The organism is Pseudotabrizicola sp. L79 (assembly GCF_036553525.1).
In the GTDB taxonomy this organism is placed as follows: domain Bacteria; phylum Pseudomonadota; class Alphaproteobacteria; order Rhodobacterales; family Rhodobacteraceae; genus Pseudotabrizicola.
On record NZ_JAZHDA010000046.1, the window covers coordinates 567,335 to 582,002 of the forward strand.

15 protein-coding genes are annotated in these 14,668 nt (G+C 62.5%); 5 read left to right on the forward strand and 10 right to left on the reverse strand.

Annotated elements, in window-relative coordinates; genetic code table 11:
• Position 1: 1 nt before the first annotated feature.
• From V3C85_RS11095 to dusB, 4 genes are all read right to left on the reverse strand, one after another.
• Entirely contained in the window at positions 2 to 2,206 is a 2,205-nt protein-coding gene (locus V3C85_RS11095) for a sensor histidine kinase NtrY-like (RefSeq protein ID WP_331795292.1), read from the reverse strand.
• 166 nt (positions 2,207 to 2,372) lie between these two features.
• The gene (locus V3C85_RS11100; protein WP_331795136.1) at positions 2,373 to 3,740 is read right to left on the reverse strand and encodes a response regulator; all 1,368 of its coding nucleotides are present in this window, start codon (positions 3,738 to 3,740) and stop codon (positions 2,373 to 2,375) included.
• Positions 3,740 to 4,837 carry a two-component system sensor histidine kinase NtrB gene (locus V3C85_RS11105; RefSeq protein ID WP_331795137.1) on the reverse strand — a complete coding sequence of 366 codons (1,098 nt, stop codon included), beginning with the start codon at positions 4,835 to 4,837 and terminating at the stop codon, positions 3,740 to 3,742. Before V3C85_RS11105 ends, V3C85_RS11100 begins: the two co-directional genes overlap by 1 nt.
• Complete coding sequence (gene dusB / locus V3C85_RS11110; RefSeq protein ID WP_331795138.1) at positions 4,834 to 5,826, reverse strand: tRNA dihydrouridine synthase DusB; 993 nt, start codon at positions 5,824 to 5,826, stop codon at positions 4,834 to 4,836. The genes V3C85_RS11105 and dusB overlap by 4 nt, the downstream gene beginning before the upstream one ends.
• Positions 5,827 to 6,006: 180 nt before the next feature.
• On the opposite strand from dusB, the gene V3C85_RS11115 reads away from it, so the two are divergent.
• Genes V3C85_RS11115 through V3C85_RS11125 form a run of 3 tightly spaced genes read left to right on the forward strand, consistent with a single transcriptional unit; the run spans position 6,007 to position 8,080 of the window.
• Complete coding sequence (locus tag V3C85_RS11115) at positions 6,007 to 7,128, forward strand: bifunctional 2-C-methyl-D-erythritol 4-phosphate cytidylyltransferase/2-C-methyl-D-erythritol 2,4-cyclodiphosphate synthase (RefSeq protein WP_331795139.1); 1,122 nt, start codon at positions 6,007 to 6,009, stop codon at positions 7,126 to 7,128.
• Positions 7,125 to 7,619 (forward strand): phosphatidylglycerophosphatase A family protein, encoded by a 495-nt coding sequence (locus V3C85_RS11120; RefSeq protein ID WP_331795140.1) that lies wholly within the window; start codon positions 7,125 to 7,127, stop codon positions 7,617 to 7,619. The genes V3C85_RS11115 and V3C85_RS11120 overlap by 4 nt, the downstream gene beginning before the upstream one ends.
• Complete coding sequence (locus tag V3C85_RS11125; RefSeq protein WP_331795141.1) at positions 7,616 to 8,080, forward strand: CinA family protein; 465 nt, start codon at positions 7,616 to 7,618, stop codon at positions 8,078 to 8,080. The genes V3C85_RS11120 and V3C85_RS11125 overlap by 4 nt, the downstream gene beginning before the upstream one ends.
• 12 nt (positions 8,081 to 8,092) lie before the next feature.
• Here V3C85_RS11125 and V3C85_RS11130 read toward each other — a convergent pair whose 3' ends face one another.
• The 3 genes from V3C85_RS11130 to hpt all read right to left on the reverse strand — a co-directional run bounded on the left by V3C85_RS11130 (position 8,093) and on the right by hpt (position 9,784).
• Positions 8,093 to 8,983, reverse strand: coding sequence for a c-type cytochrome (locus tag V3C85_RS11130; protein ID WP_331795142.1), 891 nt, complete (start codon positions 8,981 to 8,983; stop codon positions 8,093 to 8,095).
• An 85-nt stretch (positions 8,984 to 9,068) separates the two neighbouring features.
• Positions 9,069 to 9,236 (reverse strand): hypothetical protein, encoded by a 168-nt coding sequence (locus tag V3C85_RS11135; protein WP_331795143.1) that lies wholly within the window; start codon positions 9,234 to 9,236, stop codon positions 9,069 to 9,071.
• A complete protein-coding gene (hpt, locus tag V3C85_RS11140; RefSeq protein WP_331795144.1) occupies positions 9,233 to 9,784 on the reverse strand; it encodes a hypoxanthine phosphoribosyltransferase in 552 nt (183 codons plus the stop codon). Before hpt ends, V3C85_RS11135 begins: the two co-directional genes overlap by 4 nt.
• 64 nt (positions 9,785 to 9,848) lie before the next feature.
• On the opposite strand from hpt, the gene V3C85_RS11145 reads away from it, so the two are divergent.
• The gene (locus V3C85_RS11145) at positions 9,849 to 10,304 is read left to right on the forward strand and encodes a type II toxin-antitoxin system RatA family toxin (protein ID WP_331795145.1); all 456 of its coding nucleotides are present in this window, start codon (positions 9,849 to 9,851) and stop codon (positions 10,302 to 10,304) included.
• A gap of 24 nt (positions 10,305 to 10,328) precedes the next feature.
• Here the strand turns inward: V3C85_RS11145 and V3C85_RS11150 are convergent, their stop codons facing one another.
• The 3 genes from V3C85_RS11150 to V3C85_RS11160 form a co-directional block, all read right to left on the reverse strand.
• Positions 10,329 to 11,867, reverse strand: coding sequence for an AMP-binding protein (locus V3C85_RS11150; RefSeq protein WP_331795146.1), 1,539 nt, complete (start codon positions 11,865 to 11,867; stop codon positions 10,329 to 10,331).
• Positions 11,868 to 11,945: 78 nt separating this feature from the next.
• Positions 11,946 to 12,896 carry a lipoyl synthase gene (gene lipA / locus V3C85_RS11155; protein WP_445942008.1) on the reverse strand — a complete coding sequence of 317 codons (951 nt, stop codon included), beginning with the start codon at positions 12,894 to 12,896 and terminating at the stop codon, positions 11,946 to 11,948.
• A gap of 115 nt (positions 12,897 to 13,011) precedes the next feature.
• Positions 13,012 to 14,124, reverse strand: a complete 1,113-nt coding sequence (locus V3C85_RS11160) for a DUF6456 domain-containing protein (protein WP_331795148.1) — start codon at positions 14,122 to 14,124, stop codon at positions 13,012 to 13,014.
• Positions 14,125 to 14,335: 211 nt separating this feature from the next.
• On the opposite strand from V3C85_RS11160, the gene V3C85_RS11165 reads away from it, so the two are divergent.
• Positions 14,336 to 14,620, forward strand: coding sequence for a DUF6477 family protein (locus V3C85_RS11165; RefSeq protein ID WP_331795149.1), 285 nt, complete (start codon positions 14,336 to 14,338; stop codon positions 14,618 to 14,620).
• Positions 14,621 to 14,668: the final 48 nt, after the last annotated feature.

Here is a 14,668-nt window from a genome sequence, read left to right on the forward strand (position 1 = left end):
CTTACCCCCTCTGCCCTGCGGCAGTCACGTTTTGCGCCTTTTTCCGCGACAGACGTGGCAGACGGATCTCGGCCATCGCCCCGGAATGGGCATTTTCCTGAAATTGCGGCGCTTCCAGCAAATGCAGCTGGCCGCCGTGTTCTTCGATGATCTTCTTGACGATGGGCAAACCCAGACCCGTGCCCTTTTCGCGCGTGGTCACATAGGGTTCAAACAGCCGTGCGCGGTCGGGCGGCAGGCCGATGCCATTATCCATGATCTGAATCACCACCTCGGCCTCATCCGATGTCATGGTGATCCGAATTTCGGGCACATGCCCGGCTGGTGCGCCTTTTTCCTGCAAGGTTTCAATAGCTTCGCCCGCGTTCTTAATCAAATTTGTCAACGCCTGCGAGATCATGGTGCCATCCAGATCCATCACCATGGGCAGGTCAGGAATATCGGTGGTAAAGCGCACCTCGGGCTGACCGCTTTCTTGCAAGGTGATCGCGTCGCGCAACAGCCGGGTCAGATCGGTTTCGCGACGATCGGGTTCGGGCATGCGGGCGAATTTCGAAAACTCATCAACAATGCGCCGCAAGTCATTGGTCTGGCGCACAATAACATCGGTGTATTGCACCAGATCCTCGGGCTCGGCCACCTGATTTTGAAACTTGCGCTTGATGCGTTCGGCCGACAGGGCAATCGGCGTCAGCGGGTTCTTGATTTCATGCGCGATGCGGCGGGCCACATCGCCCCACGCGGCCATCCGCTGGGCGCTGACCAATTCGGTCACATCGTCAAAGGCCACCACATAGCCTTCCAGCCGGCCATTGTCATTGCGCCGCACACTCATGCGCACCAACAGGCTTTCCAGCTTGCCCTTGCGGGTCAGCCGCACTTCCTCTTGCACCGCATTGGCAGTGCCTTGGCGCAGACGATCAAACAGCGGCGCGAACTCCGGCACAGCCCCGGCCAGATCAACCTCGGGCGCGTCATCCGACATGTCCAGCAGGCGTTCCGCCGCGCGGTTGACGAAATCCACCCGGCCTTCCGAGTTCAGGCCGATCACCCCCGCCGTGACGTTCGACAGCACCGAGTCGAACAGACGCCGACGCCGTTCGGTCTGCCGGTGGCCTTCAACCAGGGCTTCGCGCTGCCCCTTGAGCTGGCGGGTCATCTGGTTGAACAGGCGACCCAGCATGGCGATTTCATCATCGCCCGGCTCTTCGATCACCCGCACATCCAGATCGCCGCCACCCACCCGTTGCGCCGCCCCCGCCAAGCGCCCCACCGGGCGGCTAAGCCGTTCGGCGAACCAAAGACCCAGCCAGACTGCCGCCAGAATAAGGATGATGGCAAAGCCCAGATAGATCAGGCCAAAGTTGAACAGCACCCTGCCCCGGTCGGATTCAAGCTGGTTATACAGCCGCACCGTTTCTTGCGTTTCATCCAGCAGCGACAAAAGCTGCCCGTCCACCTCGCGGCTGATATAAAGATAGCGGTCGGCATAAGCCTCAAGGTGAACAAGGGCGCGGAATTCGTTATTGGCCCAATCCTCGATCACCTGCGGGCCCAGATCCCGCGATTTGATCAAGGCCTCGACCGAGGGCTGTTCGAAATCAAACAGATACGACCGCTCGCCCCGGGTTTTCAGGGTGCCGGTGCCGTCGATCAGAAAGGCCTCTTTCAGGCCACGTTGCACCGCGGCCTGACCTTGGGTCAGCAGTGGGCGCAACTGATCATCGGCCAGGAAAAACGTCGATTGCTTGGCCACGTTCAAATAGGCCGCCAAGGCCACCGCGTCTTCCAGCAGGTCATCGCGGCTTTGGGTTTCATAGGCCAGCGCCGCATCCAGTGACGTGCCGACGACCGAACGCACCCGGTCTGAAAACCAGCCCTCAAGCCCGATGTTCACCGTCAGCACAGCAAAAACGGCCACCAGCACGGTGGGCACCAAGGCAACCAGCGCAAAGACCGCCGAAAGCCGCAAGTGCAAGCGCGACCCGGCCGATTGGCTGCGCCGGTCGGCCACAAGTTTTGCCACCCGCGCCACGACAAGCGCCGCCACGCTGAGGATATAGACAAGATCCGCCAGCAGGACCAAGCGCAGCGTCGGGCTGGAAGCCCCCTGGTTGAACGGCCCCAGCGCCAGAAAGGTGCCAACGGCCAGCAAGGGGCCAAGGAACACAAGGCCAAAGGTGGTTGCCGTCTGCACGCGCCGCATCCGACGGATGCGCGAAAGCCGCTCCCAGGCCGCGCCTCGTGCCGAACTGCCCAATGTGCCCTGCACCCTGCCAATATCCCTGATGACGGCACGGTTTCGTGCCCAAACTGCCACATGCCTTGCCTGAATCACCATTGGCATTCCAGACACGGCTAATGTTGCTGTTTTACATCAGCTTGCGGCGGCGTGTCACGCGGATATCGAGATCGGTGATCTTTTTGCGCAAGGTATTGCGGTTGATCCCCAAAAGATCGGCACATTTTGCCTGATTTCCTGCCGTGGCATCCAAGGCGATTTCAATCAAGGGGCCTTCTACCTCTTTCAAAATGCGCTGATAAACCCCCGCCGGGGGCAACTGACCGCCATGCAGATCGAAATAGCGCTTAAGATGGCGCGCCACGCTGGCCGACAGCTTTTCGCCCTCGCCGCCCCCTTTCAGCGGCTCCATCGCGGGCTGGTTGCCCAGCACCGCCTCGACCTCGGCCTTGGCAATTTCGCCCTCATTCGCGGTGACCATCAGGCGCCGCAGGGTGTTTTCCAACTGCCGCACGTTGCCCGGCCAACTGTAATTGCGCACCAATTCGCGCGCATCATTCGACAGGCGCCGCAGCGCCCCCAGATCCCGCTCGCCCTTGGCCAGAAAGTGATCCGCCAGCAGCGGAATATCATCGACCCGTTCGCGCAGGCTGGGCACATGCAATGTCACCCCCGACAGGCGATAATAAAGATCCTGCCGAAACGCCCCTGCCTCCATCCGGGCCATCAGATCAACCTGACTGGTCGCCATGATACGCGGGGCGTTTTCGCCCATCATATCCATCATCCGCACAATCCGGGCCTGGGTGTCTTCGTCGTAATCGGCCACTTCGTCAAAGACCAGACTGCCGCCCTTGACCCGCGCCAGCAGTTGCGACGGGCCATCAACCCCCTGCAAATCAGCGGCTTGGGCCACCACGAAAGGCTGGGGGCGCCGGTCAGAGAAATCATGGATGGCGCGGGCGATCAGGCTTTTGCCGGTGCCACTTTCGCCGGTGATCAGCACCGCCAGATCGGTGTTCATCACCCGTGCCACCAGCCGATACAGCGCCTGCATGGCCGGGGTGCGGCCCACAAGCGGCAGATCATCGCCCGCCTCACGCACCGGTTGCGGGGCGGTTTTGGGCAGACGGCGCTTTTGTTCCAGCGCCTTGGCCGAACGCTTCATCAGATCGGGCAGATCAAAGGGCTTGGGCAAATAGTCAAAGGCTTCGGCCTCGGCGGCCTGAATGGCCGTCATGATGGTGTTCTGCGCCGAAATCACGATCACCGGCAGGCCGGGGCGCATCTTGCCAATGCGCGGCAAGGCATCAAGGCCATTGCCATCGGGCATGATGACATCCGAGATCACCAGGTCGCCCTTTCCCTCCTCGACCCAGCGCATCAGCGTCATCAGGCTGCTGGTGGCATGCACCTTGCAGCCCGCGCGGGTCAGGGCCTGGGTCAGAACGGTGCGGATCGTCCGGTCGTCATCCGCCACCAGAACGGTTCCATCCATTACTCAGCCTCCATGCTTTTTGGGGCCACGGGCAGCGAGACACGAAACACGGTGCGTCCGGGCACCGAGTCGACCTGTATCCAGCCTTCGTGGTCGGAAATGATTTTGGACACCAGCGCCAAGCCCAGACCGGTGCCATTCTCGCGCCCCGAGACAAAGGGCTCAAACACTTCGGCGGCGATTTCGGGGGGCAGGCCCGGACCGTCGTCGATGATTTCGATGTTCAACGGCAAGATCGACGGCGCCCCAAGCTTGCGCCGCAGGCGCAGCGACAGATCATAAAAGGTGCGCAGCCGGATGGTGCCGCCACTGGTCTTGCAGGCCTCGGCCGCATTCTTGATCAGGTTCAGAAAGACCTGCATCAACTGATCGGGGTCAGCATAGGTGGGTGGAAGCGAGGGGTCGTAATCCTCGACGATCTGCATATGGGCGGCAAAGCCGACCATGGCCGATTTGCGGGCGCGGTCCAACGCATCGTGGATGTTGACGGCGCGACGGTTGGGCGGACGGACATTGCCGAATTGTTCGACCTGTTCCAGCAATTTGACGATGCGCCGGGTTTCCTCGACGATCAGATCGGTCATTTCGCGGTCTTCGGAACTTAGCCCCATCGACAGCAATTGCGCCGCCCCCGAAATGCCAGCCAAGGGGTTCTTGATTTCATGCGCCAGCATCTCGGCCATGCCAATCGCCGACCGGGCGGCTGATTTCACACTCATCGACCGGCCCAGACGATCGGCAATGTCGCGCGGGCTTAGCAGCAGCATCACGAAATCGGGGTTGTCGTTCATCGGCGCGATTTGCAGATTGCACTGCACTGGCGCGCGTTCGCCCGTCGTCACGTCAACATCGTTGATAAAGATCGGCGACTGGTTTTGCCGCGCGCGGGTCATCGCCTCTTCCATCGGGGCGTCGATTGACAGCCGGTCAAGGGCTGGTTGGCCCACCAAGGCGCGGCGCGACAGGTTCAAAAAGATTTCGGCAGCGGGGTTCGCCTCGGTGATCCGGCCATCCGGCCCGATCAGCAGCGCCGGGATCGGCAGGCTGGCCCAGATGACACCGGGCACCGGATAGGGCTGACGATACACCGGGGTCATGCGGCGGCCTTTCCGGGTTGGGCAAAGCTGGCCCGCACCAGACGCTCGACCTGAACCGGGTCATCCGATGTCAGAATGGCCTGCCGATGCGCCAAGGCGCCGGCTTCCTCAAGATACCACGACAGATGCTTGCGCGCGGTCTTGATGCCAAGGGCACGGCCATAGAACGACAGTTGGGCCTGATAATGCGCGATCACCAGATCGGCCAAAGCTGCACCTTGCGGCACCACCGGGGCGGGTGCCGCAAACAGCGCATGGGCGATCTGCGCCGGGCGCCACGGCGCACCTTGCGCGCCGCGCCCCACCATAACGCCATCCGCCCCCGACTGGCGCAGCGCTTCGCGCGCGGTGGCGGCATCGACGATATCGCCATTGGCAATGACGGGCACCGACACGGCCTCTTTCACCGCGCGAATGGCGGACCAGTTGGCGCGGCCCTTGTAAAACTGGTTGCGGGTGCGGCCATGGATGGTGATCATCCGCACACCTTCCGCCTCGGCCCGGCGGGCCAGATCGGGCGCATTTAGGCAGTCGTCATCCCACCCCAGGCGCGTTTTCAGCGTGACGGGAACCTTGACCGCATTCACCACGGCCGCGATCAGCGCCATCGCCAGATCGGGTTCGCGCATCAAGGCCGAGCCACAGGCCCCATTGCCACCCTTGGCCGTCACACGCTTGGCCGGGCACCCCATGTTGATGTCGATGACCTGCGCCCCCTGCCCTTCGGCATAGCGCGCGGCCTCGGCCAGCGCCTCGGGGTCTCTGCCGGCCAGTTGCACACTGGTCGCAGCTTCGCCAAAGCCCAGTTCTGCCTTGGCCCGGGCCTGCGGCTTGGCGTTGATCACATCATGGCTGGCAATCATCTCTGACACCACCAGCCCCACGCCGAACCCCGCCACCACCCGCCGAAACGGCAAATCCGTGATGCCGGCCAAGGGGGCCAGCAGAACGGGCGGGTCAATCAACAGGGGGTCGAGGGCGATGGCCAATTGCCTATTCCTTGTGCGCACAAGGTTCGGATAACCCTGCCGCCCCGAGATAACAAACTTCCAACCTGCATAAAACGTCTGAAAAACATGCATAGCCCAAATTTTAGGCAGTTTTTGCGGCTTTCTGCCCAAGTTGCGCAAATCGCGCTGCTGCACTAAGCAGGCAACAAAGAGGTCAGCATGAAAACAGCCGCCATTATCGTCGCTGCGGGCCGGGGCACCCGTGCCGGGGGGGATCTGCCCAAGCAATGGCAAAGCCTGGCGGGCAAGCCAGTGCTGGCGCATACGATTGCGGCCCTGCGCCCGCATGTCGATGTGACCGTGCTGGTGATTCACCCCGATGATCAGGCCCGCGCCAGCGGTTTGGGCCTGCCCTTGGTGACAGGCGGGGCCACGCGGGCAGATTCGGTGAAGAATGCGCTGGTGGCCTTGCAGGGCCAAAACATCGCCAAGGTTCTGATCCATGATGGCGCGCGCCCACTGGTTTCGGCGCGGGTGATTGCCGATGTGCTGGCCGCATTGGACAACCACCCCGGCGCGGCCCCTGCCCTGGCCGTGACCGATGCCCTTTGGCGCGGACACACCACGGTTGATGGCACCGCAGACCGCACGGGCCTGTGGCGCGCCCAAACCCCGCAGGGCTTTCGGTTCCAGCCGATTCTGGCGGCACATCTGGCGCATCCGGGCGGGGCCGCCGATGATGTCGAGGTGGCGCGCGACGCAGGCCTGACCGTTGCCATCGTGGCCGGAGAAGATGACAATCTGAAACTGACCTTCCCCGGCGATTTCGCCCGGGCCGAGGCCATCTTGAAAGGACGCCGGATGGATATTCGCATGGGCAACGGCTTTGACGTGCATGCCTTTACCCAAGGCGATCACGTCTGGCTGTGCGGGGTGCGCCTGCCCCATCACAAGGCCCTGCTGGGCCATTCGGATGCCGATGTCGGCATGCATGCACTGACCGATGCAATCTATGGCGCCTTGGCCGAGGGGGATATCGGGGTGCATTTTCCGCCCAGCGATCCGCAGTGGAAAGGCGCGGAAAGCCATATCTTTTTGCGCCACGCGATGGGGCGGGTGGCCGCGCGCGGCTTTGCGCTGGCCAATTGCGATGTGACGCTGATTTGTGAACGGCCCAAGATCGGGCCGCATCAGGGCGCGATGCGCACCGCCTTGGCCGAAATCATGGGCGTTGCCGTTGACAGGATCAGCGTCAAGGCCACCACATCAGAACGTCTGGGCTTTACCGGACGCGAGGAAGGAATTGCCGCCATGGCCACAGCAACCCTGGTGCAGGCATGATCCGCGCCATCACCACCTTTGGATATGTCGGGCTGCTGCGTCCGGCCCCCGGCACATGGGGCAGTGTGGCCGCGCTGGCGCTGGGCGTTGTGATGGACGGCTGGCTTGGTTTTCCGGCCCTGCTGGTGGCGACCATCGCGGTCACGGCGCTGGGCTTTTGGGCCTGCGCGCAGGCCTTGCGCGACCGGCCCGGCGAAGATCCGTCTGAAATCGTGATTGATGAGGTGGCGGGGCAATGGTTGGCCCTGCTGTTCCCGGCTGCGGCCTTTTTCTTTGGGCCGGGCAAGGATGCCTTTTTGCCCTGGCCAGCCTGGGTTGGGGCATTTGTGATGTTTCGGCTGTTTGATATCTGGAAGCCCTGGCTGGTGGGCCGGGCTGATCGGCGCCATGATGCGGCGGGCGTGATGCTGGATGATCTTTGGGCCGGGGTCTTTGCCGGGGTGACGGTCATTCTGGGCGGCATTCTGTGGCATGCGGTGCTGTTTTCATGACCCCCGCACAGGTCCTTGCCCTGGCCCGCACCAAGGGCGTGATGATCGCCACGGCCGAAAGCTGCACAGGGGGGCTGATCGCCGCGGCGCTGACCGATGTGGCCGGATCATCTGATGTGTTTGACCGCGGTTTTGTGACCTATTCCAATGCCGCCAAAGTGCAGATGCTGGGTATCTTGCCCGATACCCTTGCCGCCCACGGCGCCGTCAGCGAAGAGATTGCGCGCGAAATGGCCATGGGGGCGCTGGCGCGGTCAGATGCGGCGCTGGCAGTTTCGGTGACCGGCATCGCAGGCCCGGGTGGATCAGAGTTCAAACCCGAAGGGCGCGTCTGCTTTGGCCTTGCCACGCCGCAGGGCTGCCAGACCGAAACGCGCGACTTCGGCGCCCTGGGCCGCGCCCAAGTGCGCCGCGCCACGGTTGACCATGCGTTGCACCTGTTGGCGCGCGCCCTGGCCTAAGCCAGACTCCGGTTACTCGGCGGCTGGCACCCGTTTCAGATAGGCGGCAATGGCGCGGCGGTCGGCCTCGGGCAGTTGCGCCATGTTTTCCACCACATGCGCCATATGCCCCCCGACCGAGTCATAATCGGGCGTGAAGCCGCTGGTCAGATATTCGACGATTTCAGACTCGCTCCACCCCAGTTTGGCGGGGGTGATGTTAGGCGCGCTGCCCTTGCCATCCGGGTTTCGCGCCCCGGCCAGCCAGCGCCCGGTCTGCAAACCGCCCAACGCATTGCGCGGCGTGTGGCATTCCCCGCAATGGGCCAGCGCCTCTGCCAGATACCGGCCCCGTGTTTCTTCCGGGCTCAGATCGCCCTGCACCACAAAGTCGGTCTGACGGTTCAGAAACTTCCACCCGCCCAGCAGACGGCGGATCGAGAAGGGAAAGCCAATGTCATGGGCCGTGTTGGCGGTGGCATCGGCAGGCAAGCTGACCAGATAGGCATGCAGATCAGCCAGATCCTGTGGCTGCATCCGTGCGTAAGACCAATAGGGCAAGGCCGGGTAATAATGCGCCCCATCGGGCGAAATGCCCCGCATCAACGCATTCGCCAGATCGGTCACCGACCAGCCGCCGATCCCAGATGTTGGATCAGGCGAGATGTTCGGGGCGTAAAACGTGCCGAAATCTGACGCAAAGGCCTGCCCACCGGCCAAAACCAGTTGCGCCTCGGCCTCGGCCCCCGGCGCCATATGGCAACTGGCGCAGCCTGCTGCCGTAAAGACCGTCTGCCCCCGGTTGGCATCCCCCGTCACCCCGTCAAACAGCGCCGCAGCAAGGGGCCGGGGTTGTGTGATCTGCCAAAACGCAGCCCCCCCGATCAGTGCCCCCGCGCCAAGCAAAAGTATGAACCGTCGCATGATCTCTCCTTTGCCTTTGCCGTTGCGGTCAAGGCTAGCCCAGCTTGCCGCGGGCGTCAGTCACCTTTTCGACAGCAGATGGCCGTCAGCGGCGGATGCGGTCCACCGTCAACGCCTCGGGCCAGCCCCAAAAGTATTCGATCGCGTAAAGCCCAAAACAGGCCAGCACGATGGCGGCAACGAACTTGACCCGCCCCCAAGACGGCGGGTTGCGCGCCCAGCGGGCCATGCGCACCAGCCAGCCAATGTTCATGCCCCGCCCCCATCAACAAAGCGCACCTTGCCGATATAGGGCAGGTTGCGGTTGCGCTGGGCGTAATCGATGCCATAGCCCACCACGAATTCATCGGGGATTTCAAACCCTGTCCAATCGGCCTTGATCGGCACTTCGCGCCGCGACGGCTTGTCCAGCAGCGCGCAGACCTTTAGCCGCGCAGGGCCGCGGGCCTGCAACAGATGCAACACATGCGACAGCGTAAAGCCGGTATCGACAATATCTTCCACCACCAGCACATCGCGCCCGGCGATCTCGCCCCGCAAGTCCTTGAGAATGCGCACCTCTCGGCTGGAATGCAGCGCATCGCCATAGCTTGACGCCTCAAGAAAATCGACTTCGACCGGCAGATCGATCTCGCGCACCAGATCGGCGATAAAGACGAAAGAGCCCCGCAACAGCCCGACCACCACCAGCTTGTCCGTGCCGGAAAAATGGGTGGTGATCTCATGCGCCAAAGCCTCGACCCGCGCGGCGATGGCCTTGGCGCTGATCAATTGATCGATCACATAGGGATGTTGCGGCATAGCGACCTCTTGATTTCCGTGCTGTTCTTAACGAAAACACGCCCCCAAGTCATGGGAATTGCTGATGCCCACCCATTCGGAAACCCGATTTCTGCCCTATACCGCGCAAGAGATGTACGATCTTGTGGCGGATGTCGGGTCTTACCCCAAATTCCTGCCGTGGAATTCGGCCGCGCGAATCCGATCGCGCACGCCCAAGCCCAATGGGTCAGAGGTGATGGAGGCGGATCTGGTGATCAGCTTCAAGGTGTTTCGCGAAAGGTTTGGCAGCCGCGTGACCCTGTGGCCCGAGATCAAGAAGATCGACACCGAATATCTGGACGGGCCGTTCAAATACATGAAATCCTATTGGCAGTTCCGCGATGCGCCGGGGGGCTGCGATGTTGAATTCTTTGTGGATTTCGAATTCAAGAATGCAATCTTGCAGGGCATCATCGGGGTTGTGTTCAACGATGCCATGCAGCGCGTGGTGCGCGCCTTTGAACGGCGTGCGGTGGAACTGTACGGTCGCAGGGCCTGACCCCGCGACCGCCCGCACCGCCGATCAGGCCCGCAGCAACCGCCGCAAGATCTTGCCGCTGGCCGATTTCGGGATTGCGTCAACAAACACCACCTTTGTCGGGCGTTTGTAGGGGGCAAGGCAGGTGGCCAGATGGTCGTGCAGATCATCCTCGGTCAGCACTTCGCCCGGTCGGATCACGATATGGGCGCAGGGCCTTTCGCCACTTTGGTCATCTGCGATGGCCGTCACAGCCGCATCTGCCACGCGCGGATGGGTCAGCAGCGCCGCCTCAACCTCGGCGGGCGCCACCTGAAACCCTGACACCTTGATCAGCTCTTTCACCCGATCAAGGATTTCAAAGGTGCCATCGTCATGCACTCGCGCCAGATCACCGGTGCGCAGCCAGCCTTCGGCATCCAGGCTGCGCGCAGTGGCCTCGGGGTTGTTCCAATAGCCCAGCATCACCTGCGGCCCGCGCACCCAAAGCTCGCCCTCGGCGGCATCGGCGCCGGTTGCGGCATCAACGATCCGCGCCTCGGTGCCGGGCACCAAGGGGCCAACCGTGCCGATGCGGTTCTGCCCCGGCGCGGTAAAATGTGTCACCGGGCTGGCCTCGGTCATGCCATAGCCTTGGGTCATTTCCGCGCCCAGCCTTTGGCCTGCCGCCTGCGCCACATCACCGCCCAAAGGTGCTGCACCCGAAAGAAGAAAGCTCAGCGCCGACAGATCGAACTGATCAACAAGCGGATGTTTGGCCAAGGCAAGCACCACCGGCGGGGCGACGAAAAACTTTTGCACCTGTTCGCGCGACAGAACGCGCAGCGCGGTTTCCAGATCGAACCGCGGCAAGGAGATCAGCCCCGCGCCATAGGCCAGATACAGGTTCATCATCACCTGCATCCCATAGATGTGAAAGAACGGCAAAATCGCCAGCGTCGCCTCGCGCGGGGCAAGCTGGATCACGCTTTGGATCTGCACCACATTGGCCACCAGATTGCGATGGCTCAGCATCACGCCCTTGGGCAGGCCCGTGGTGCCCGAGGAATAGGGCAGCGCCACGATATGGCGGGCCAGATCCACCGGCACCTGCGCCATCAGCGGCGCCCCCATCAGATCGTCAAGACCGGGCACCCCCTCGGCCATCCCGGCCAGCGTGGCAATCTGGGCCACACCCGTGCCCCTGGCTGCGGCCTGCGCCACGGCAAGCAAGGCAGGGGGCACCACCAAAAGCTGTGCGCCGCTGTCTTGCAACTGGTGATGCAGTTCTGGAACCGTATAGGTGGGGTTAACCGTGGTGACCGTGCCCCCCGCCAGGGCTGTGCCGTGAAATACCGTGGCGAAATCGGGGGTATTCGGGGCCATGTTCGCAACCACTGGCCGCATTTGCCCATGGCGTTCCACCAGGCCACCGGCAAACCGCCGGATACGGCCGGCCAGCACGGCCCCTGTCAAGGCCTCGCCCGTTGCTTCGCAGGCCAGCGCACGGTTTGGCCCGATCCGATCAAGCCCGCGCAACACCAGATCGCTGATCGACAGATCAGGCACCGCAACAGGCCCGTTCGGGCTGTGATAGATGGTCATGTCATGCCTCCCCGCATGTGCCGTATTCCGGCCTGCGGGAAGGTAGCGCCATTTCCCCGACAGGGGAGAGGGAATTTGTCAGGCACGCCCCAATTTTGCCAGACGGGCCGCGCGCAGACGTTCAAAATCATCGCCCGCATGATAGGAGGACCGGGTCAGCGGCGTGGCCGAAACCATCAAAAAGCCCTTGCCATAGGCAGCGGTCTCATAGCCCTTGAACTCTTCAGGTGTCACAAAACGGTCAACCCGGTGATGCTTGGGCGTGGGTTGCAGATATTGGCCGATGGTCAGGAAATCGACATCGGCGCTGCGCATGTCATCCATCACCTGCAAGACGCCGGCGCGATCTTCGCCAAGGCCAACCATGATGCCGGATTTGGTGAAAATCGTGGGGTCGATCTCTTTCACGCGCTGCAACAGACGCAGGCTGTGGAAATACCGCGCGCCCGGACGCACCTCCAGATACAGGCCCGGCACGGTTTCCAGATTGTGGTTGAACACATCCGGCTTGGCCTCGACCACCTTTGCCAGCACATCATCTGAACATTTCAGAAAGTCGGGCGTCAGAATCTCGATCGTGGTGTCGGGGCTGCGGTGACGGATGGCACGGATGGTCTGGGCAAAATGGTCGGCCCCGCCATCATCCAGATCGTCGCGGTCCACGCTGGTGATCACCACATGGTTCAGCCCCAGTTCCGAGACGGCATGGGCCACACGCCCCGGTTCGAACGCATCAAGGGCCTGCGGTTTGCCGGTGGCCACGTTGCAAAAGGTGCAGCCGCGCGTGCAGATCTCGCCCATGATCATCATGGTGGCGTGCCCCTGGCTCCAGCATTCGCCAACATTGGGGCAGCCCGCCTCTTCACAGACGGTGACCAGCTTTTTCGACTTCAGGATCTCGCGCGTTTTCTTGTAGCCCTCGGAGGTGGGGGCCTTGACGCGAATCCAGTCGGGCTTTTTCGGCTGGGCATTGTCAGGACGATGCGCCTTTTCCGGGTGACGCTGGTCGGGCAGTTTCAGATCGCGCACGGGTTCCTCCCCCAATCATTGCGCAACAGATAGGCTGAAACGCCTGCCCCGGCAACCGCCCGCGGTGACGCAGCAACATGCATTTGACGCATGGCTGGCCACCACGGGGCGCAGATTAGCCGATCAGGCGGCCACCCGGGCCATAAAGATCGTCGTAATGACGCTTTAGCCGTTGCAAGGCGATGCGCAGCACGATCTTGCCCGAGCGCGCGGCCCACCCCATCCGCTTTTCGGTGGTTTCAATCCCTTCCATGAAACAGCACACCCGCAAGGCCACATCGCCCAGCCCCGGCCCCAGATCACGCAAAGCCGCCGCCACGCGGTCGCGCGCGCCGCTGGGGCCTTCGCCCCGGCACGCATCGGGGCGAAAGCCACCACGGTCGGACCCGGTCAGAAATCTTTCCCAGTTCTGGGCCACACGCGGCCCCATCTGGGCCAGCTCAAAATCCTCGCGCAGACGCTCGCCCGCGCGCACCAGATCGGGCTCAAGAAACGGTCTGCCGTCTTTGTCGCGGCGGCGGCCCATCACCGCAATCGGGCTTTCGGCAAGGTTATAGCGGATGCGCTTTGGCGCGCCGTCTTCCTCAACCACCCGTTCATCCCAGATGCGGTGCTGATCGGCAAAGGGTGTGGCCGCTTCGGACAGGCCCGGAACGCCCTCTGTGCCCACATGGTCATCGACCATCTGTTTCAGCGCCGCGCGCCCCGAGGCCGTCAGTTCATAGGCCGAGATGCGCCCCGGCTTGCGACAGCTGATCCAGTTCTTCAGTGCAAAGGCCTGCGCCACGGCGCGATCGACAACCCCCGTGCGCGCGGTCTTGCCATCTGGAAATTCGCGCAACACGACGGCCTTTTCCATATCCCCCGCGATGGCCAGCACGGCCCCCGGTTCGGCCAGACGGCGCAGGATGCGGCTGCCTTCGCGCGAAAGGGTTGCATCATCAATCTTGTGGGTCGAGGCGCGCAGTGTCATCGTCATTTCGGTGTCTTCCCGTGTTGAAGAAGATCCCGGCCTGCCCGTCATTCCCGCCAATGCCTCATCAACCAGCGGGTCTTCCCGCCGCAATTCGCATCGCCGAACCTTGCGCATCACTGTCGAGGCATGAGAGCCCTCTCGCCGTGCCAGTTCACGGATCGAAAGGCCCTCTTGCGTGTGGTCCAGATACAGTCGCACTGCATCTGGCAACCAGGATGGCAAGGTGAAATCAGAAGACAGGTTCGGTTTCATCTATGGTTCCAACCACCGACTGGTTCCCTGCTTCCTCTTGGCAATTCAACCTGAGGTAGAACAAGTTACCGATGTGTTAACTTCGGCGGATTTGTGGATAATTTACCGAAAATATGAAGCAAATTCACCGCAACCGTGCGGTCAAACTGTCAAAAGCGCAACGGCAGGTTGCATGACTTATGCTGTTCTGGAAACAATCAGGAGCCTGAGCATGACCAACCACCCCTCTGCCCTTGCCCATCTGCGTCGCCCCCGCCTGTTGGTGCGGGCAGCCCGTTTCGGCGTGGCCGATTATCGCCGTGACCGCGATCTGCGCCGGCTGATCGGGCGCAGTGCCCGCCCCGAGGATGCGGTCTCCTTGCTGCTGGATGCCGAAGGGCAGATGGAGGAGAACCGCAAGAAGGGCGAGGCCACCTATTCCGTGGCGCAGCATATCGAAGTGCTGATCGCCCTGGTTGCCGAGGCGCGCATGATCAAACCCGCCGTGGCGGAATGAAAACGGGGCGGTGACCAGCCACCGCCCCGGTTCACCAAGATGCAGTCT